The organism is Stenotrophomonas sp. Ker107b (assembly GCF_053847245.1).
This window is the reverse complement of record NZ_JBSPHX010000001.1, coordinates 1,820,451-1,838,366: the sequence shown is the minus strand read 5'-3', so window position 1 is coordinate 1,838,366 and position 17,916 is coordinate 1,820,451. Positions and strand designations below refer to the sequence as shown.

Sequence of the window (17,916 nt, the reverse complement as noted above, 5' to 3'; positions counted from 1 at the left end):
CTGGCCGTTTTTCGTTGCGCCACCGGACGCGGTGCGACTCAGGGTGCGCTGGTGCTTTCCGGGGTCTGCAGGCGCAGGGTCGCCATGGTGCCCAGGCGCATCGCGTTGGGATCACCTTCGCTGGCCGGCAGTTTGATGCTGTCCTGGCGGATCCCGCCGAAGTGCTTGACCTGGAACAGTACGTCCAGGCCGTGACCGCGTGCCGCACCGGCCAACGAGGGCGGATCCACGCGTTCCCCGGGGTTCTTGCGCGCTGGCTGGAACCCCGGGGTGCTGCCGACCAGTTCGCCGATGTCGGCCGAGAAGTCCCCGGCGATCAGCGAGGGCAGGCCATCGGAGGTCGCACCGATCCAGGTCATCAGGTCGCTGGTCTGGTGCCGGCGGATCTGCGCGTCGTCCGGCTCCGGCCGCAGCCGGGCGATGTAGATGTTGACCAGCTCCTCGCGCAGCTTGACCCGCAGCATGCCGGCCGCACTGAACTGCCCGGGCGGGTGCAGCAGGGTGACGGCGTCGTCGGTCACCGGCAGGCGGGTGAGCATTGCGCTGCCATGCCGCAGCGGCTGGCTCGGCGGGTCGGCGGTGACGAAATCGCAGCTGTAGCGCAGCCGGGTGGCCAGCCAGCAGGCCGGATTGCGGCCCTGGTTCTGCTGCACCCGCTGCACCGCGATCACGTCCGGCTGCATGGATTCAAGCAGCTGCAGCACCTGGTCCCGACGTTGCTGCCACTGCGCATCGTCCTGGGTGGGCAGTTCCAGCGTGGCGATCTTCAGCGAGGGCAGAGCATCCTCGGCCTGGCGCGCATGCGCGCCTGCGGCGGGGGCCGCCAGAAACAGCAGCAGGATCCAGCCTGTCCAACGTCGGGTCCCACCGGTGATGTGCGTGCGCATAACGATAAGTTTACGCTTCCGCCGTGGACGATCCGTGACATGGGTGTCATCCCGCGCGGTCGTTTCCGGCCCGCCTGCCATGTCCGGCGTCGCCTGTCATGCAGCTGTGCAGCGTGCGCTGGGGTAGGGGCTTCCGGTAATCTTGGTCCTTTCGTGTTCGCAGGACAGCCCCACAGGATGAGCAATATCGCAGCCGCCAGCGCCGGCAAAGGCAAGATGCCGCGCCAGATTCCCTACATCATCGGCAATGAGGCCTGCGAACGCTTCAGCTTCTATGGGATGCGCAACATCCTGGTGCAGTTCCTGATCACCTCGCTGCTGCTGCAGGAGATCACCGCCGATGGCCGCGCCGGCGAGGCGAAGGACATCATGCACAGCTTCATGATCGGCGTGTACTTCTTCCCGCTGCTCGGTGGCTGGCTGGCGGACAAGTTCTTCGGCAAGTACCACACCATCCTGTGGTTCAGCCTGATCTATTGTGCCGGTCACGCCTGTCTGGCCATCTTCGAGGACAGCCGCCAGGGCTTCTTCGTCGGCCTGGGCCTGATCGCGCTGGGCGCGGGCGGCATCAAGCCGCTGGTGGCCTCCTTCATGGGCGATCAGTTCGACCAGAGCAACAAGCATCTGGCCAAGGTCGTGTTCGATGCCTTCTACTGGATCATCAACTTCGGCTCGCTGTTCGCCTCGCTGCTGATTCCGCTGGCGCTGAAGAACCTCGGTCCATCGTGGGCCTTCGGTATTCCGGGCATCCTGATGTTCGTGGCCACCTTCGTGTTCTGGATGGGCCGCAAGCGCTATGTGCTGGTGCCGCTGCCGCCGAAGGACCCGCATTCGTTCGGCAACGTGGTGCGCACCGCGCTGTCGGCGCAGGTGCCGGGCAAGGGCCGTCCGGGTCGTACGTTGGCCATTCTCGGCGCGGTGCTGGCCGTGGCCTCGATGGGTCTGGTGGGCAGCCTGGGCATCGTGATCTGCCTGTGCATCGCGCTGGTCCTGTTGCTGGCGGGTATCGGTGGCGGTACCTGGATCCAGCTGGATCGTGCCCGTGCGGTGCATCCGGCCGAGGCCGTGGAAGGTGTGCGCTCGGTGCTGCGCGTGCTGGTGATCTTCGCCCTGACCACCCCGTTCTTCTCGCTGTTCGACCAGAAGGCCTCGACCTGGGTCCTGCAGGGCCAGCAGATGGCCATGCCGAGCTGGTTCACCGCGTCGCAGATGCAGGCGCTGAATCCGCTGCTGGTGATGATCCTGATTCCCTTCAACAACCTCGTTCTGTACCCGATGCTGCGCCGCTTCGGCTTCGAGCCGACCGCGCTGCGCCGGATGACTGCCGGTATCGCCTTCAGCGGCCTGGCCTGGATCGTGGTCGGCGGCATCCAGGTGATGATGGATGGCGGCAACGTGATGTCCATCTTCTGGCAGATGCTGCCCTATGCGCTGCTGACCTTCGGTGAGGTGCTGGTCTCCGCCACCGGCCTGGAGTTCGCCTACAGCCAGGCGCCGCAGGCGATGAAGGGCGTGGTGATGAGCTTCTGGAATCTGACCACCACCATCGGCAACCTGTGGGTGCTGCTGTCCAACGCGGCGGTGCGCAACGATGCGGTGACCCACCAGATCGCCAGTACCGGTTTGAGCGAGGCGGCCTTCCTGATGTTCTTCTTCGCCGGCTTCGCGTTCCTGGCGGCGTTGGCCTTCGGTTGGTATGCCAAGCGCTATCGTATGGTCGACAACTACCGCACCGCCTGAGCCTGACATGACCCCAGTCAACCTGCTGCTGATCGCCATCACCGTCATCGTGTCGTGGATGGCGTTCAAGAACCGTGCGCTCGCCGACCGCCTGATCCTGTGGCCGCCGGCGGTGGACCGCAACCGTCAGTACGATCGCCTGATCACGTACGGGTTCATCCACGCCGATCTCTCGCATCTGGCGTTCAACATGATCACGCTGTTCTTCTTCGGCGGCTTCATCGAACAGGTGATGCTGCAGTTGAGCGGCAGCTACCTGACCTATCCGGCGTTCTATCTGGGCGCGTTGCTGGTGTCCATCCTGCCGAGCTACCTGAAGAACCAGAAGAACCCCAACTACCTCAGCCTGGGGGCATCGGGCGCGGTGTCGGCGGTGTTGTTCGCCTTCATCCTGATCAAGCCGTGGTCGATCATCCTGGTGCTGTTCATTCCGGCGCCGGCGATCATCTATGCCGTGTTCTATGTCGGCTACAGCATCTGGATGGACCGCCGTGGCGGCGACCGCATCAACCACAGCGCGCATCTGGCCGGTGCGGCGTTCGGTGTGTTGTTCATGCTGGCCATGCAGCCGAGCATCTTCAGCCACTTCCTGCGTGAGCTGAGCAACCCGACCTTCCGCCTCGGCGGTTGAGGCGGGGCATACCGACCAACGGTCGGTACCTGCGCGGTGTGTCGGTCGCGGGTCAACCCGCGACCGTCGGGGTAGCTCACGACCGTTGGTCGTGAGTGCGGCAACCGTCAGGCGGCCTTCTTGCCGTCCACGCCATAGGTGCTCAGCAGCCGGGCATAGACCTCGTTGTCGATCTGATCGAATTCCCAGCCCTGGGTCTGGCCATTCACGGCCAGCTGGAACAGACCCTCAAGCAGCGAGCTGTCGGCATCACCGTGGGCGGCGGGGGCGGGTGCAGTGTTGTCCATGCGGACCTCCGGAAAGCGGGTTCGTACCGGTCAGGTCTTCGCAAAAGCCATGCCAGCTTTTACGCCCTGTCCGAACCTGATATCGGCTTGAGCCGTGCAGTCTTTAGGTCGGCAAGTGACGTGATGCGTCGCTGGCTGACCCTGTTCAGGCTTCACACGATCATGGCGGCCCGCTGCGCACTATCGCGTCAGTCGCCGCAGGAGACACCGCTCATGGCTTCGGTCACGCCGCCCGGACTGGCTTACGAAGTGGAGCACGATCTGGACCACCACCGCTTCCAGGCCCGGGTCAAAGGGCATCTGGCGCTGCTGGACTACCAGATCAAGCGCAAGCGGATGATCATTACCCACACCGAGGTCCCCGAGCCGATCGCCGGCCGTGGGGTCGCGGGCGAATTGACCAAAGTGGCGCTGCGTTACGCGCGCGACAACAAGTTCAAGGTCGTGCCGGCCTGTGCGTACGCCGAGGCGTTCCTGCAGCGGCACGAGGAGTACGACGACCTGCTGGTCCGATGACGACAGCGGGTCATGCTTCAGGGATGGCTGATCATGATGGTGGGTTACAACAAGGGGATGTCAGGATGAACATTGCAGGAAACCGTCGCGCGCTGCGCGTCAGCGCGCTGGCCTTGGCCATGGGCGTGGTGGTGGTGGCAGGATGCAAGCGCGACGGCGAAACAGCGGCACCGGCCGCACCGGTGGAGACGGCCGCCGAACCCGCGGCACCGACCGTGGCAGCAGATGCACCGGTCGAATTGCGCGACGTCATCGAGACCTCGCCGCAGGCCGTGGTCGGGATCAGTTATCCGCCGGACATCGCCCGGTATCCCGGGCTGGCCAAGGCGTTGGCTGGCTACGCCGACAGTGCGCGTGCCGAACTGCAGCAGGCGGTGGACGGGCTGGGCAATGACAAGCCGACGATGCCGTACGAGCTGTCGCTGAGCTTCGAAAAAGTACTGGAAACGCCGCAGCTGGTGGTGGTGACCGCCGATGGCAGCCGCTACACCGGTGGCGCCCATGGCGAGCCGCTGGTGGCGCGTTTCGTGTGGCTGCCGGAGCAGCAGCAGATGTTGACCGCCGACAAGCTGGTGGCCGATGCCAAGGGCTGGAAAGCGATCAGTGATTACGTGGCCGACCAGCTGCGCGAGCGGGTGGCGACGCGGCTGAGTGGCGATGAGCTGGAGCCGGCACAGATGCAGGAATCGCTGCGCAATGCGAGCCGGATGATCGCCGACGGCACCGGGCCGAGCGCGGACAACTTCAGCCAGTTCCAGCCGCTTACCGGTGCCGACGGGCACATCGCTGCGATACGTTTTGTGTTCCCGCCCTACCAGGTAGGGCCGTACTCGGACGGCACGCAGACCGTGGACGTTCCGGCCGCCGTGCTGGTGCCGCACGTGGCGCAGGATGTCGCGGGGCTGTTCGCCCGGGGCTGATATCGACGGAGGCGATGTGGACGCTGGGCTGCAACGACGGGTCACAGGGTTGCTGCATGAGGCGGGGGTCACCGTTGACGGCGACCAGCCGCAGGACATCACGGTGCACGACTCGCGCTTCTACGCGCGGGTCATCGCCCAGGGCTCGCTGGGGCTGGGCGAGAGTTACATGGACGGGCAGTGGGATGCCCGCGCGCTGGATGCCTTTCTGTTTCATCTGATGCAGGCGCACCTGGACGAGCGCGTACACGGCTGGCGCGATCTGGCCGATGCGCTCAGGGCACGGGTGTTCAACCTGCAGGCCGGGGCAGGCAGTTTCGAGGTGGGCCGGCGTCATTACGATCTGGGCAACGATCTGTACGAGGCGATGCTCGGGCAGCGGCTGGTCTACAGCTGTGGCTACTGGCGCCAGGCAACGGATCTGGATGCTGCGCAGGTGGCCAAGCTCGATCTGATCTGCCGCAAGCTGCGGCTGCGCGCTGGTCAGCACATTCTGGATATCGGCTGCGGGTGGGGCGAGGCGCTGAAGTTCGCGGCCGAGCGCTATGGCGTGTCCGGGGTGGGGGTGACGATCTCGCAGGAGCAGGCGGAGTACGCGCGCAAGCTGTGCGCGGGGCTGCCGATCGAGATCCGGCTGCAGGACTATCACGCGGTGGACGAGTCCTTCGACGCGATCCTGTCAGTGGGCATGTTCGAGCACGTAGGCGACAAGAACTATCGAGGCTACTTCGAGATGGCGCGGCGCTGCCTGCGGCCGGAGGGATTGTTCCTGCTGCATTCGATCGGCAGCAATCTGTCGCGGCATCGTACCGATGCGTGGATCGCCAAGTACATTTTCCCGAATTCGATGCTGCCCTCGGCCGCGCAGGTGACGGAGGCGTTCGAGGGGCTGTTCGTGTTGGAGGATTGGCACAACTTCGGCACCGATTACGACCGGACGCTGCAGGCGTGGCGGGCCAATATCGAGGCGGCGTGGCCACGGCTGGATGCGCAGCGCTATGACGAACGCTTCCGCCGGATGTGGCAGTTCTATCTGGCCGGCTCGATGGCGAGTTTCCGCTGCCGGCATGCGCAGTTGTGGCAGTTGGTGTTGTCGCCGAACGGCGTGCCTGGGGGGTATGTGCCGCCGCGGTGAGAGGTGGGTGCCGGCCCCATCGTGCAATGAGGGCCGGATTTTGAAGGTGGGCTCGTCTAAGTGGATGGGTTCGCTTCTCGCTTTTCAATAACTTGCGCCGCGAGTTCAGTAAGCCCATCTATCAATTCCTGATGGTCTTCGCCGTCATATTCGATGAAGGTTATGTTGTATGACTTTTTTGCCGATTCACGAAGGGCGCTATGCATTGTCCCCCTCTTTACAACCGCATAGTGCGTGTGTGCACTTGGTGCGGTGATGTTGGTGTTCTCGAGCAGTAGTTGAATGTCTGGGTCGCTCAGGCTATACCCAACAAAAAACAGGGTGTGGGTGATGAATAGCGCATCAAGAATTTTGAAAAAGTTTGCATTTTCTTGTCTGGCTTTGAAGTACTGATGTTTCGTTAGTACGGATTTGGATAGGTCTGTTACGCATCCATGTGCCTTAATGATTGACCTCACCGGCGACCGAAGGTCGTTAATTAGGTGGGTGTCATGATGCCGACAAATGTTGTAGCCGTCTCGAGCATCCCCCGTCGCGCAGAATTTCTCATATATATCGTCGTAATTCGTCGTGATTACGATCTTCGGGTCGATCTTGAGCAGAGATCGATGAATGTCTGACGGCTGATACCTAGGTGTTACCAGCTCCGCTCTGAGGATTGATGTGAAATTTGCTTGAGTTATTTTTGAGTAGATGATCTCGGCTGCATCTAGAAACTCTTTTTTCTCGATCTTTTCTTCGGCAAATTTCTTATCCTCATCATCCGCCGCTGAGGCCAGGAGGCGCCTCAGTAGGGTCTCCCAATCAGGTGGCCGTTTTGACTTGTCGGCAGTGGTCGAGCTTGCGGATACCCCTGAGCCCATAAATATTATGCATCGGCGTGCTGCTAACTCTTCAACAAATGCGGGATCCCAGTCCATGGATTTATTTCTTCAAGTTGGAGAGTAGGTTCTCAGCGAGCGAGGTAATGATTGAGGCGTATTCGTCTCTTTGCTGGAACTGAGATCCAACTAGGCCATCTAGGGATTTTAGTGAAGTTATGGGTGCCGAGACGGTTTGTGCCAGTGGGATAAGACTGTAAAGGTGAGGAATGTCGCCAAGCTTTGCTGCGGTGAAATCATTGGAAGAGGACCAAAATTCCCCAAGGGAGTTCTTGATCTCAGCGGGAACGTTGTCAATGATTTCTTCATACGCCTTAGTAGGGCGTCGCACACCCTTTTTGGATTTTGTTATGTATTGCTGAAGTGTATATCCGGAAAATCCTTTTTTTATTGCAAGATCAACCGTTATGGGGTAGCTGGCGATTCGGCCTGGGGTCGATTTTTCACAGAGTTCAAGGGCGTTTTTGTAGAGATCGGTCCAGGAGCTGAGCCATTCGCCAATATTTCTAATGCCAAGAATACTAAAGATGTCGGTGCCCATGGGGGTAACGAATCTATCGCAACCAATTAGGATGCTTCGATTGAGTGCACCAAGGCTTGGGCCGAGATCAAAAAAGATGTAGTCGTATCTATCTTTGAGCACGTTGCATAGCGCGGTGCTCCAGTTTGTCTGGCGAATCCCTCCAAGATCGCCGCCCTTAAGGGAGTGCCATGCGGCCCCTAGTCGGTCTTCGACAATGGAAAGCGATGGATGCCCTGGGATTAAGTCGACCTTGAATCTGTTGCCAGACGCCGGAACCGGGCAGATGTTCTCATTAATGTCAGAGTCTCCATCTTCGATTTTCTGAAGAATGTCCTTGACCGTCGTGACGCCGTTTGCATCGCCCTTCTCCCAATAGAGCGAAGTGGCGTAATTTTCTCCCATTATGAGCTGCGTTGAGTTGCATTGTGGGTCGCAATCAACAACTAAGACTTTCTTTTTATATTTTGTTGCAATCAGGGATGCAAGATTGCAAGTTAGAGTTGTTTTTCCGACACCCCCCTTGTTGTTAAACATGGATAGCGCAAGCATCTTCCTTTTAATGGGAGTGCTTTTCTTTGCTGGGGTTTTTGAGAGCCCCCCGTTTAGAGAAGGCCTTTTGATCTTCTCGGCTGAGGGCGAAGTAGCATTCTTAGGTTTCGAAGCTTTCGCTAACGTTGTAGCTATGGTTTTAGCCATTCAATTAAATCCTTTTTTATGCACTGATTTCCGTCTCATGCCCTCTCCTGCCTGTTTGGTCAGGAGAGGGCGATTGAATCAATCCTTGCCGCCACTGGTCAGGCCGCGCTTTTCGAGCAGCGGCTCGATCTGCGGGGCGTGGCCGGCGAAGTTCTGGAACAGTTCCATCGCATCCACGCTGCCACCCTTGGAGAGCAGGGTCTGGCGGAAGTGATCGCCGTTCTTGCGGCTCAGGCCGCCGTTTTCGCGGAACCACTTCTGGGTGTTGGCATCGAGCACTTCAGACCAGATGTAGGCGTAGTAGCCGGCCGAGTAGCCGCCCATGATGTGGCTGAAGTACGGGGTCTTGTAACGCGGCGGGACCGGCGCGTAGAAGATGCCGTCCTTGGCCAGGGCTTCGGCTTCGAACTTCATCACGTCCTTGGCGGCCGGGACCTGGTCCGGACCGATCTGGTGCCAGCGCTGATCGAGCATGGCCGCACCGAGGTACTCGGTGGTGGCGAAGCCCTGGTTGAACTTGGCGGCGGCGACGACCTTGTCGAGCAGGGCCTGCGGCATGGCCGTGCCGTTCTGGTAGTGCTTGGCGTAGTTCTTCAGGATGACCGGATCATCGGCCCACATCTCGTTGACCTGCGAGGGGAACTCGACGAAGTCGCGCGGCACCGAGGTGCCGGAGAAGTAGGGGTACTTCACGTTCGAGAACATGCCGTGCAGGGCATGGCCGAATTCGTGGAAGGTGGTGGTCACTTCATCCCAGGTCAGCAGGGTCGGCTTGCCGGCCGGCGGCTTGGGGATGTTGAGGTGGTTGGCGACCACCGGCTTGAAGCCGGTCAGTTCGGACTGCGAGACGTACGAGTTCATCCACGCACCGCCGCGCTTGGAGGCGCGTGCGTAGGGATCGAAGATGAAGATCGCCAGCTGGCTGCCGTCGGCATCGAACACGTCGTAGACGGTGACGTCTTCGTGGTAGACCGGCAGATCGGTGCGCTGCTTGAAGGTCAGGCCGAACTCGAGCTGGGCGGCGTGGAAGACGCCGTTCTCGAGCACGTTCTTCATTTCGAAGTACGGCTTGAGCTGGGATTCGTCGAAGTTGTACTTGGCCTGGCGGACCTTCTCGCTGTAGAACGCCCAGTCCCATGCTTCCAGCTTGAAGGTGGGCTTTCCGGCAGCCTTCTGTTCCTTGTCGATCATGGCCTGCAGGTCGGCGGCTTCGCGCTTGGCGTTGGCGACGGCGGCCGGGGCGAGCTGGCCGAGCATGGCGTTGACGGCTTCGGGGGTCTTGGCAGTCTGGTTGGTGAGGTTGTAGGCGGCGAAATTCGCAAAGCCCATCAGCTTGGCCTTGTCGGCACGCAGCTGCATGATGCGCGAGACCAGGGCGGTGTTGTCGTACTCACCACCGCGGCTGCCGCGGGTCACCGAGGCTTCGTAGATCTTCTGGCGCAGCGCGCGGTTGGCCAGGTTGGTCAGCGGCGGCTGGCCGGTGGTGTTGAGCAGGGTGATGACGTACTTGCCGTCCTGGCCACGGGCCTTGGCGGCTTCGGCAGCGGCGGAGATCTGCTCCTGCGAGAGACCGGCCAGTTCCTTGACGTCATCGACGGTGATCGCCGAGGCGTTCACTTCGGCCAGCACGTTCTGGCTGAACTTGGTGCCCAGGTTGGCCAGTTCGGCGTTCATTTCCTTGAGCTTGGTCTTGTCGGCTTCGGACAGCTTGGCGCCGGCGCGGACGTAGCTCTCGTAGTACTTCTCGACCAGGCGCACGCCTTCGGCGTCGAGGCCGAGCGCGGCGCGACCGTCGTACAGGCTCTGGATGCGGGCGAACAGCTTGCCGTTCAGTGCGATGGCGTCGCTGTGCGCGGCGAAGCGGGCGGAGTAGTCGGCCTGCAGCTTCTTGCGTGCGTCGTTGGTGTCGGCGCCGACGAGGCTGAAGAAGACGGTGGTGGCGCGATCCAGCGTGTCACCGCTCTTTTCCAGGGCGATGATGGTGTTGTCGAAGGTCGGCTTGGCCTTGTTGTTGGCGATCGCGTCGACTTCCTTCAGTTGCTGGGCCATGCCGGCGTCGAAGGCGGGAGCGAAGTCGCTGTCCTTGATCTTGTCGAACTGCGGGAAGTGCAGCGGCAGCGGGCTGTCGGCGAAGAACGGGTTGGCCTGCTGGGCGGTGGTCGCGGCCGGGGTGGCGGCGGTGGCGGAATAGGCGGGCAGGGCAAGGCCGAGGGTCACGGCGACGGCGAGGGCAAGACGGGTGGTCAAGGGGAGTTCTCCGGTCAGACAAGTCTTTGAGGGTAACCCGAGCCGTTGGGGAGCGGCTTGTGTCGAAAGGCATGTTTTGGCCGGACCACGGCCGGGGCATTGCGAAAGAGCGCGGTCACAGCAACAGCAACAGCGCCGATGGGCTGCTGCGAGGCGCGGGGCGGGTGGGGGCCGGCGGGGCACGCTGTGAATACGTCCATGTACGCTCGTAGTGCGCCATCCATGGCGCACTACGCCCCCGCCAACCCCCACCCGCCCCGCGCTGGACAGTCCATTGGCGCCTCGAGAAGGAGCGTGTGGCCCTGAGTGTGGGGTAGTGCCGGCCGCTGGCCGGCTCCCCAGCCGTGCAGGACAAGTCCAGCGGGCGAGCTAAGATGAGGTCTCTCCACCGGAACCCCTGCGATGACCACTGCCTTCGATTTCCCGTTCGTGGATCTGTCCGGCCAGCCGCAGGCGTTGGCGCAGTACCGGGGCAAGGTGTTGCTGCTGGTCAATGTGGCCAGCAAGTGCGGCTTTACGCCGCAGTACGAGGGCTTGGAGGCGCTGTGGCGGGAGTTCGGGCCGCGGGGGCTGGTGGTGGTCGGGTTTCCCTGCGATCAGTTCGGACACCAGGAGCCGGGCGATGCGGCGCAGATCGGGGAATTCTGCTCGCTGAGCTACGGGGTCAGTTTCCCGATGTCGGACAAGGTGGAGGTCAACGGCGCCGGCGCTGATCCGCTATGGCAGTGGCTCAAGGCCGAGAAGGCCGGGGTATTGGGTACGCGCGGGATCAAGTGGAACTTCAGCAAGTTCCTGGTCGGCCGCGATGGGCAGGTGCTGGCGCGCTACGCGCCGACTGACAAGCCCGAATCGCTGCGCGGGGATATCGGGGCGGCGCTGGGCTGAGGCGGTTGCCCGACCACGACGGGCCGTGATCGGGGAGCGCCGGCCGCTGGCCGGCTGCTCGTGTTGCATGATCTTCGCGGGTCCAGCCACGCATGGCGTGGCTCTACGTCACTTTTCGACGAAGGCGCGCTCGAACACGTAGTGGCCCGGCGTGCCGATGCGCGGGGAGGTCTGGAAGCCGCGGCTGTCCAGCACGGTGCGCAGGTCGGCCAGCATCTGCGGGCTGCCGCAGATCATGGCGCGGTCATTTTCCGGGTCCAGCGGCGGCAGGCCGAGGGTCTTCTGCATCTCGCCGCTTTCCATCAGCGAGGTCAGCCGGCCCTGGTTGGGGAAGGCTTCGCGGGTCACGGCCGGGTAGTAGAGCAGCTTGTCGCCGATCATTTCGCCGAGGAATTCGTGCTCGCGCAGTTCCTTCTCGAACAGGTCGCGGTAGGCCAGGTCCTTTTCGTAGCGCACGCCGTGGGTGAGGATCACCTTGTCGAAGCGCTCGTAGGTCTCCGGGTCCTTGATCACCGACAGCCACGGCGCCAGGCCGGTGCCGGTGCCGAGCAGGTACAGGTGTTTGCCGGGGTGCAGGTCGCTGATCAGCAGGGTGCCGGTGGGCTTCTTGCCGACCAGGACCTTGTCGCCCGGCTTGATGTGCTGCAGGCGCGAGGTCAGCGGGCCGTCCTGCACCTTGATGCTGAAGAACTCCAGGTTTTCTTCCCAGTTGGCACTGGCGATGGAGTACGCGCGCAGCAGCGGCCGCGCCTCGGTTTCCAGGCCGATCATCACGAACTGGCCGTTCTCGAAGCGGAAGCCGCTGTCGCGGGTCGTGGTGAAGCTGAAGTAGGCGTCGGTCCAGTGACGGACCTCAAGCACCGTTTCGGCGCCAAAAGCGGAAGACATGGGGGTGGGGTTCTGGTCGGTTTCGTCGGGTCTAGTTTATCTCAAATGAGATAAATTCTCATTGACTGGCCGGACACGCCCGCCAGGCGTGGGTTTCAGCGGTAGCCAGCCGCCTGGAGCTCGAACAGTTCGGCGTAGCGGCCGCCCTGGGTCATCAGTTCGGCGTGGGTCCCGCTGGCCTCGATCCGGCCGCCGGCCAGCACCAGGATGCGGTCGGCCATGCGCACCGAGGAGAAGCGGTGCGAGATCAGCACCGCGGTGCGGTTGTCGGACAGTTCCTTGAAGCGCTGGAACACCTCGAACTCACTGCGGGCATCCAGGGCCGCGGTCGGTTCATCGAGGATCATCACCTGCGCATCGCGCATGTAGGCGCGGGCGATCGCGATCTTCTGCCATTGCCCGCCGGACAGGTCCACGCCCATCTTGAAGCGGCGGCCGATCAGCTGGTCGTAGCCACCGGGCAGGCCGGCGATCACTTCATCGGCCATGCCACGGCGCGCGGCATCGCGGATGCGGGCGTCGTCGGTCATCGCCTCGACCAGGCCGACGCCGATGTTCTCGCCGGCGCTGAGGTTGTAGCGCACGAAATCCTGGAAGATCACCCCCATGTTGGCGCGCAGGTCATCGAGGTCGTAATCGCGCAGGTCGCGGCCATCGAGCAGGATGCGGCCTTCATCGGGGTCGTACAGGCGGGCCAGCAGCTTGACCAGGGTGGTCTTGCCGGCGCCGTTCTCGCCGACCAGCGCCAGCACTTCGCCGGCACGCAGGTCGAAATCCAGGTGGCGTACCGCCCAGCTTTCCGCATCGGGATAGCGGAAGCCGACGTTCTCGAAGACGAAGCCCTGGGTGATCGGCTGCGGGATGGCGACGGCATCCGGGCGCGAATGGATCTCCGGTTCGATCTGGAAGAACGAGAACAGATCGTCCAGGTACAGCGCTTGCCCGGCGACCTGCGAAAAGCCGATCAGCAGCCCTTCGAGCAGCTGGCGCAGACGCAGGAAACTGCCAGCCAGGAAGGTGAGGTCGCCGATCGAGAAATCGCCGCGCACGGTGCGCCAGGCGATGTAAGCGTACGCGGCGTAGTACCCGAGCGTTCCCAGCGCGGCGAGCAGCGTGCCCCAGATCGCACGCTTGCGCGCGAGGGCGCGGTTGGCGAGGTAGAACTTCTCGGCCAGCCGTTTGTAGCGGTCGATCAGGAAGCGATGGAGGTTGAAGATCTTCACCTCCTTGGCGGTCTCAACGCTGGCCCCGATCTGGCGCAGGTACTCCAGCTGCCGACGCTCGGGCGTCCACTGGAAATTGAGGCTGTAGCCGGCAGCGTTGAAATGCGATTCGCCGATGAACGCCGGGATCAGCGCCACCGCGAGCAGCAGGATCAACCAGGGCGCGTACACGATCAGGCCGACCGCGAGACTGGCCACGGTGATGCTGTCCTGCACCTGGCCGAACAGCTGGCTCATCAGGTTCATCCGGCCCATGGTCTGGCGGCGTGCGCGGTCCAGCTTGTCCTGCAGGTCGGGGTCTTCGAAATCCTCCAGATCCAGCTCGGCGGCGTGTTCCATCAGGCGCACGCTGGTGACGTTGGTGAACAGCTCCGACAGCAACGTATCGGCGTAGCTGACCATGCGGCCGAGCAGGTCCGAGGCCATGGCCAGGCCGAACTCGAGTGCGAGCAGACCGAGCAGGGGGTTGAGCAGTCCGCTGGAAAGCGCCTCGCCGAACGGCGGGAAGCCCGCATCGTGCTGGCTGAGCAGTACCGCCGCATCGATGATCAGCTTGCCGACATACAGCATCGCCACCGGCAGCAACGCACGGATCACGCGCAGGCCGAGGCTGGCCAGGGTCAGCCCGGGGCTGGTCTGCCAGACCTGGCGCAGGAACGGGGGCAGGTTGCGCATCGCATTGACGCGCTCACGCAGGCTGGGATTCTTCTGGCCGGGTGCACCGGCAGCGGGGGAGGCGGGCATGGGCGACATTGTGCGCGTCGCAGACGTGGTTTGGAGATGAAGCCTGCCGCGTCGGGTGCCGGCGCATGCCATGACGGGCCAGCGGCCCAGGTCGCCAACGCCCTAGGGCGAAGGCGTGGTAGTGGGTTGGAGCAGTTGCATCTGATCGATGATGGCGGCAGTGACAGCGGCGGTTGAGGTCGCATCCGCGACCGGACGATAGTCGGCATCGCGCACCTCGACGCCATAGGGCCGCACCAGCAGCGCTCGTGGGCCGACGCGCACCGCGCGCTGGGTCCATGACTCCACCAGCAACGGACGCACCGGTGGCAGCGGGCCGAACAGATCCAGCCCTGCCGAATGGTCCGAGGGCGGATTGCTGCAGGCCAACAGGTGGCGCAGCAGCGTTGGGGCGATATCCATGTGGCTGGTCACACCCGGCTCTATGGCGGCTGCCCGGCCCGGCCACCGGATCGCCATCGGCACACGGGTCTGTACGTCGCTGAAATTCCCGTTATGTCCCCAATCGTTCTGGCCGAGATCGTTGAAGGACTCGCCATGATCACTGGTGATGATCACCACGGTATCGTCGCGGCGGCCGCTGTCGTCCAGGGCCTGCAGCAGCTGGCCGATCAGGGTGTCGGCCTTGAGCACGGCATTGCGGTAGCGGTTGAACAATGGTGCGGGGTCGGTGCCGCGATGGGTTTTGAGGTGATCACCGGATCTGGCCTGGGGCAGGAACCGGTGCTCGGCATCGGCCGGAACGGCATAGGGAACATGGGCACTGTCCAGCAGCATGAACCCGAAAAACGGTGTATCGGCGGGCTGCTGGCGCAGTGCAGCGGACAGTTGCTTGACCACATGACGATCGCGTAGATCCTGGGCGACATGGTTCGGCGCGGTATGCAGCGGCGCGGTGACCTGCGCGAATACGGCCCGGTCCATCCGGGCGCCCTGCAATGACGCGCCACCATACAGATGGAACCGGTAGCCATGCTGGTCCAGCTGGCGAAGCAGCTCCGGTCCGCGGCGGTGGTGGATCATGGTGTTGGTATGCAGGGCCGGCAGGCCATAGAACAGCCCGAACAAGCCATGCATGGTGTTGTTGCCCGTGCTGTAGTGCTGCTCCGCGTGCCATGCCTGCGCCGCGAAACGGCTGGCATTGGGCATCTGCGCCGGCGTGAGCATGTCATGGCGCAGGGAATCGACCACGATCATCAACACGTTCATGGGCCGCTCGGGGCGGCACTGCAGCGGTTGGAGCGGGTACTGCAGAGCGGTGCTGCTGGGCTGCCCTGCCAGCTGGCGTTCCATGCTGTCTTGCTGTACCCAGCCCAGCTTGGCCAGCTGGCGCCGCGCGGTGGCGGTGTGCAGCCAGGGAATGGGCCGCAGTCCGGTCATGGCGTCGACGCGGCTGTGGGCGTCGTACCAGACGGCCAAGCCCTGGGTGATCGGCAGCAGGGGGAGCAGCAACCACAGCCAGCGGGCACGCGGGAGGGCGGCAATGCCCCTGCGCTGAAGCCCGCGGGCGAACAGCAGCTGCAGCGTGGCCATGCCGGCGAGCACGGCGCCCGCGGCCAGCCAGGAGACGGTGTTCACGCCGAGCTGTTGCAGCAGCCGGCCGCTGAGCAGCAGGCCGATGACCAGACCATTGAGATGAAAACCGAACTGATGGAAAACCCGGGCATCGATGAGCAGCGCAATCCACCACAGCGTGGTCAGCGTGACCACGCTGGGCAATGCCAGCGCACGCAGCGGCCTGATGCTGCCCAGTAACCAGCCGGGCAGGCAGCACACCGCCAGTGCGAGTGTCAGTTGGCTGGCCAGTGCCACGGTGAGAAACAGCCGCGCGTCGGTGGCGGCGGGCCATGTAACGTTCAACAGCACGGGTAGGGCAGACACGGCCGCGTTGATGAGCAGATACGCGGGCAACCACGCAGTCGGGTGTGGATGAAGCGTCGCGCTGCGCGTGTGGGTCATGCAGTCCGGTCCGGCCCAAAAGGAGGGCGGACCGTACTGCGAACCGCGGCGGCGCTGAGATGTTATTTGAACAAGAAATCAGCGAGGTGTTTTGGATAGACGCAGCCACTGTTTTCTGTCGTGAAAGCCCGGGTTCCATGTCAGAAATGCCCCTGCCTTACGCTTGCGCGCTGCGTGCGCGCATGCAGGTGCGATTCAGTCACTCCGTGCAAAAGCGCATATAGGCAACTCAGCGCATTCCCGCCGCCGAATCACGGCAGGGGCGGCAACAGCCCGGCGCCGAGACGGTTCCAGGCATTGATCACCGCGATGCCCATGCTCAGGTCACTGATGCCCTTTTCATCGAAGTGCGGCAACAGTGCCTCGTACGCGGCATCCGAAGGCGCTGCGCTGCTCAGCCGGGTCAGCGCTTCGGCCCAGCCCAGCGCGGCGCGCTCGCGCGCATCGAAGAAACGGCTCTCATGCCAGGCCGGCAGCGTATCGAGCTTGCGCGGTTCGATCCCCCCCTTGCGCAGGGTGGTGCCGTGCATGTCCATGCAGTAGCCGCAGCCATTGATCTGCGAGACACGCAGGAACACCAGCTCCATCAACACAGGATCGATGGAGCTGTCGTGGACGGCCTTGCTGGTGGCCAGCAGGCCCTTGAAGGCCTCGGCGGCCAGACGGGTGTACGGAACGCGGGGTAAAGCGGACATGCGGCTACTCCATGACGGCCGCAATGGCCGTCTTCATCAGGAGGACGCGCCAGCCTCGCGCGCTGTGACAAGCGCAGTGAGTTTTTCCGGATTGAGCACGCTGAGCACGCGCACGATGTGCCCCGCATCGACCGTGATCATCGTGACCGAGTGCAACTGGTCGCCGGCGAATCGCAGGATCGCCGGCTCGCCATTGACCTGGCCGAGCTGGGCTGGATGCTGGCCGTTGCGACGCGCGATCGCCCAGTACAGCTGCGCGATGCGCTCGGCGCCGAGCAGGGGGCGGATCGCCGCGGTCACCCGGCCGCCACCGTCGGAGATCATCTCGGCATTGGCATCGAGCAGCGAGCGGATCGCCGCCAGGTCGCCCTGCTGCGAGGCATTCATGAAGCGCTCCAGCAGATCGCGGTGCTGCGCCGGCGAGACCGCGAAGCGCGGGGCCCCGGTCTGCAGCCGCTGCCGCGCCCGATGGACCAGCTGCCGGCAGTTGGCCGGGGCGTGCTCCAGCAGCGGGGCGATGTCCGGGTAGTCATAGTCGAACACGTCCTTGAGCAGGAAGGCGGCACGCTCGTCCGGCGTGAGCTGTTCCAGCAGCGCCAGGAACGCCACGGAAACCTCGTCGGCCAGCGCGTGACGCTGGGCCGGGTCCTGCAGCGGGTCCGGGTCCAGGGCGATCTCCAGCGGCTCGGGCAGCCACGGCCCCACGTACTCCACGTGTGCGCTGCGCCGGGCGCGCAGACGGTCCAGGCCCAGCCGGGTGGTGGCGGTGACCAGCCAGCCTTCCGGGTCGCGGATCACGGTGGTGTCGGCGCCCTGCCAGCGCAGCCAGGCATCCTGGACGATGTCCTCGGCGTCGCTGCGGCTACCCAGCAGGCGGTAGGCCAGGGCGAACAGGCGGGGGCGGTGGGTCTGGAAGGTATCTTCGGGGTCATGCCGGAAGGACGCGGCCGGGCAGGCCGCTGTGACAAGGCTGGGCGGCCACTGTGCACCAAACGCCGCGGCCGCGAGCGATTCTCAACGCCGCGGGGCGGTCCTTGTTAAAATCGGCGGTTCAACCCC

The 17,916-nt window shown here is 63.5% G+C and carries 15 protein-coding genes and 1 pseudogene; 6 read left to right on the top strand and 10 right to left on the bottom strand.

Going from position 1 to position 17,916, the window contains the following annotated elements; genetic code table 11:
- Nucleotides 1-38 precede the first annotated feature (38 nt).
- The gene (locus tag ACWV8V_RS08355; RefSeq protein ID WP_455899448.1) at nt 39-887 is read right to left on the bottom strand and encodes an endonuclease/exonuclease/phosphatase family protein; all 849 of its coding nucleotides are present in this window, start codon (nt 885-887) and stop codon (nt 39-41) included.
- A gap of 177 nt (nt 888-1,064) precedes the next feature.
- On the opposite strand from ACWV8V_RS08355, the gene ACWV8V_RS08350 reads away from it, so the two are divergent.
- Both ACWV8V_RS08350 and ACWV8V_RS08345 read left to right on the top strand, forming a co-directional pair.
- Nucleotides 1,065-2,627 carry a POT-type proton-dependent oligopeptide transporter gene (locus ACWV8V_RS08350; protein WP_259261549.1) on the top strand — a complete coding sequence of 521 codons (1,563 nt, stop codon included), beginning with the start codon at nt 1,065-1,067 and terminating at the stop codon, nt 2,625-2,627.
- A 7-nt stretch (nt 2,628-2,634) separates the two neighbouring features.
- A complete protein-coding gene (locus ACWV8V_RS08345; RefSeq protein ID WP_019182898.1) occupies nt 2,635-3,258 on the top strand; it encodes a rhomboid family intramembrane serine protease in 624 nt (207 codons plus the stop codon).
- Between the two features lie 107 nt (nt 3,259-3,365).
- Here the strand turns inward: ACWV8V_RS08345 and ACWV8V_RS08340 are convergent, their stop codons facing one another.
- Nucleotides 3,366-3,545, bottom strand: a complete 180-nt coding sequence (locus ACWV8V_RS08340; RefSeq protein WP_123730771.1) for a hypothetical protein — start codon at nt 3,543-3,545, stop codon at nt 3,366-3,368.
- Between the two features lie 213 nt (nt 3,546-3,758).
- Here ACWV8V_RS08340 and ACWV8V_RS08335 point away from each other — a divergent pair, with 213 nt between their 5' ends.
- The 3 genes from ACWV8V_RS08335 (at nt 3,759) to cfa (ending at nt 6,116) form a co-directional block, all read left to right on the top strand.
- Nucleotides 3,759-4,061, top strand: coding sequence for a GNAT family N-acetyltransferase (locus ACWV8V_RS08335; RefSeq protein ID WP_123730903.1), 303 nt, complete (start codon nt 3,759-3,761; stop codon nt 4,059-4,061).
- A gap of 65 nt (nt 4,062-4,126) precedes the next feature.
- On the top strand, nt 4,127-4,981 hold the full coding sequence (locus ACWV8V_RS08330; protein WP_123730772.1) for a DUF3298 and DUF4163 domain-containing protein: 855 nt from the start codon (nt 4,127-4,129) through the stop codon (nt 4,979-4,981).
- 16 nt (nt 4,982-4,997) lie between these two features.
- On the top strand, nt 4,998-6,116 hold the full coding sequence (cfa, locus tag ACWV8V_RS08325; protein ID WP_455899447.1) for a cyclopropane fatty acyl phospholipid synthase: 1,119 nt from the start codon (nt 4,998-5,000) through the stop codon (nt 6,114-6,116).
- 56 nt (nt 6,117-6,172) lie between these two features.
- On the opposite strand, the gene ACWV8V_RS08320 is transcribed toward cfa, so the two are convergent.
- The 3 genes from ACWV8V_RS08320 to ACWV8V_RS08310 all read right to left on the bottom strand — a co-directional run bounded on the left by ACWV8V_RS08320 (nt 6,173) and on the right by ACWV8V_RS08310 (nt 10,463).
- A complete protein-coding gene (locus tag ACWV8V_RS08320) occupies nt 6,173-7,036 on the bottom strand; it encodes an SIR2 family protein (RefSeq protein ID WP_455899446.1) in 864 nt (287 codons plus the stop codon).
- A 4-nt stretch (nt 7,037-7,040) separates the two neighbouring features.
- Complete coding sequence (locus tag ACWV8V_RS08315; protein ID WP_455899445.1) at nt 7,041-8,216, bottom strand: ParA family protein; 1,176 nt, start codon at nt 8,214-8,216, stop codon at nt 7,041-7,043.
- 78 nt (nt 8,217-8,294) lie between these two features.
- Nucleotides 8,295-10,463: a M3 family metallopeptidase gene (locus ACWV8V_RS08310; RefSeq protein ID WP_455899444.1), complete on the bottom strand. Its 2,169-nt coding sequence runs from the start codon at nt 10,461-10,463 to the stop codon at nt 8,295-8,297.
- A 402-nt stretch (nt 10,464-10,865) separates the two neighbouring features.
- Here ACWV8V_RS08310 and ACWV8V_RS08305 point away from each other — a divergent pair, with 402 nt between their 5' ends.
- Nucleotides 10,866-11,348: a glutathione peroxidase gene (locus ACWV8V_RS08305; RefSeq protein WP_121038042.1), complete on the top strand. Its 483-nt coding sequence runs from the start codon at nt 10,866-10,868 to the stop codon at nt 11,346-11,348.
- 108 nt (nt 11,349-11,456) lie between these two features.
- Here ACWV8V_RS08305 and ACWV8V_RS08300 read toward each other — a convergent pair whose 3' ends face one another.
- From ACWV8V_RS08300 to sigJ, 5 genes and pseudogenes are all read right to left on the bottom strand, one after another.
- Nucleotides 11,457-12,236: a ferredoxin--NADP reductase gene (locus ACWV8V_RS08300; protein ID WP_019185907.1), complete on the bottom strand. Its 780-nt coding sequence runs from the start codon at nt 12,234-12,236 to the stop codon at nt 11,457-11,459.
- Nucleotides 12,237-12,331: 95 nt separating this feature from the next.
- Nucleotides 12,332-14,203, bottom strand: coding sequence for an ABC transporter ATP-binding protein (locus ACWV8V_RS08295; RefSeq protein WP_259261553.1), 1,872 nt, complete (start codon nt 14,201-14,203; stop codon nt 12,332-12,334).
- A 102-nt stretch (nt 14,204-14,305) separates the two neighbouring features.
- Entirely contained in the window at nt 14,306-16,162 is a 1,857-nt protein-coding gene (locus ACWV8V_RS08290) for a sulfatase-like hydrolase/transferase (protein ID WP_455899443.1), read from the bottom strand.
- Nucleotides 16,163-16,413: 251 nt separating this feature from the next.
- Nucleotides 16,414-16,857, bottom strand: coding sequence for a carboxymuconolactone decarboxylase family protein (locus tag ACWV8V_RS08285; protein ID WP_455899442.1), 444 nt, complete (start codon nt 16,855-16,857; stop codon nt 16,414-16,416).
- A 36-nt stretch (nt 16,858-16,893) separates the two neighbouring features.
- Nucleotides 16,894-17,781 (bottom strand): annotated as a pseudogene (gene sigJ, locus ACWV8V_RS08280) (RNA polymerase sigma factor SigJ); the annotation flags it as partial.
- Nucleotides 17,782-17,916: the final 135 nt, after the last annotated feature.

Bases quoted from the DNA above. Each gene is read 5' to 3' on its own strand.
- ACWV8V_RS08355 (WP_455899448.1), bottom strand. From the start codon at position 887: ATGCGCACGCACATCACCGGTGGGACCCGACGTTGGACAGGCTGGATC.
- ACWV8V_RS08350 (WP_259261549.1), top strand. From the start codon at position 1,065: ATGAGCAATATCGCAGCCGCCAGCGCCGGCAAAGGCAAGATGCCGCGC.
- ACWV8V_RS08345 (WP_019182898.1), top strand. From the start codon at position 2,635: ATGACCCCAGTCAACCTGCTGCTGATCGCCATCACCGTCATCGTGTCG.
- ACWV8V_RS08340 (WP_123730771.1), bottom strand. From the start codon at position 3,545: ATGGACAACACTGCACCCGCCCCCGCCGCCCACGGTGATGCCGACAGC.
- ACWV8V_RS08335 (WP_123730903.1), top strand. From the start codon at position 3,759: ATGGCTTCGGTCACGCCGCCCGGACTGGCTTACGAAGTGGAGCACGAT.
- ACWV8V_RS08330 (WP_123730772.1), top strand. From the start codon at position 4,127: ATGAACATTGCAGGAAACCGTCGCGCGCTGCGCGTCAGCGCGCTGGCC.
- ACWV8V_RS08320 (WP_455899446.1), bottom strand. From the start codon at position 7,036: ATGGACTGGGATCCCGCATTTGTTGAAGAGTTAGCAGCACGCCGATGC.
- ACWV8V_RS08315 (WP_455899445.1), bottom strand. From the start codon at position 8,216: ATGGCTAAAACCATAGCTACAACGTTAGCGAAAGCTTCGAAACCTAAG.
- ACWV8V_RS08305 (WP_121038042.1), top strand. From the start codon at position 10,866: ATGACCACTGCCTTCGATTTCCCGTTCGTGGATCTGTCCGGCCAGCCG.
- ACWV8V_RS08300 (WP_019185907.1), bottom strand. From the start codon at position 12,236: ATGTCTTCCGCTTTTGGCGCCGAAACGGTGCTTGAGGTCCGTCACTGG.
- ACWV8V_RS08295 (WP_259261553.1), bottom strand. From the start codon at position 14,203: ATGCCCGCCTCCCCCGCTGCCGGTGCACCCGGCCAGAAGAATCCCAGC.
- ACWV8V_RS08290 (WP_455899443.1), bottom strand. From the start codon at position 16,162: ATGACCCACACGCGCAGCGCGACGCTTCATCCACACCCGACTGCGTGG.
- ACWV8V_RS08285 (WP_455899442.1), bottom strand. From the start codon at position 16,857: ATGTCCGCTTTACCCCGCGTTCCGTACACCCGTCTGGCCGCCGAGGCC.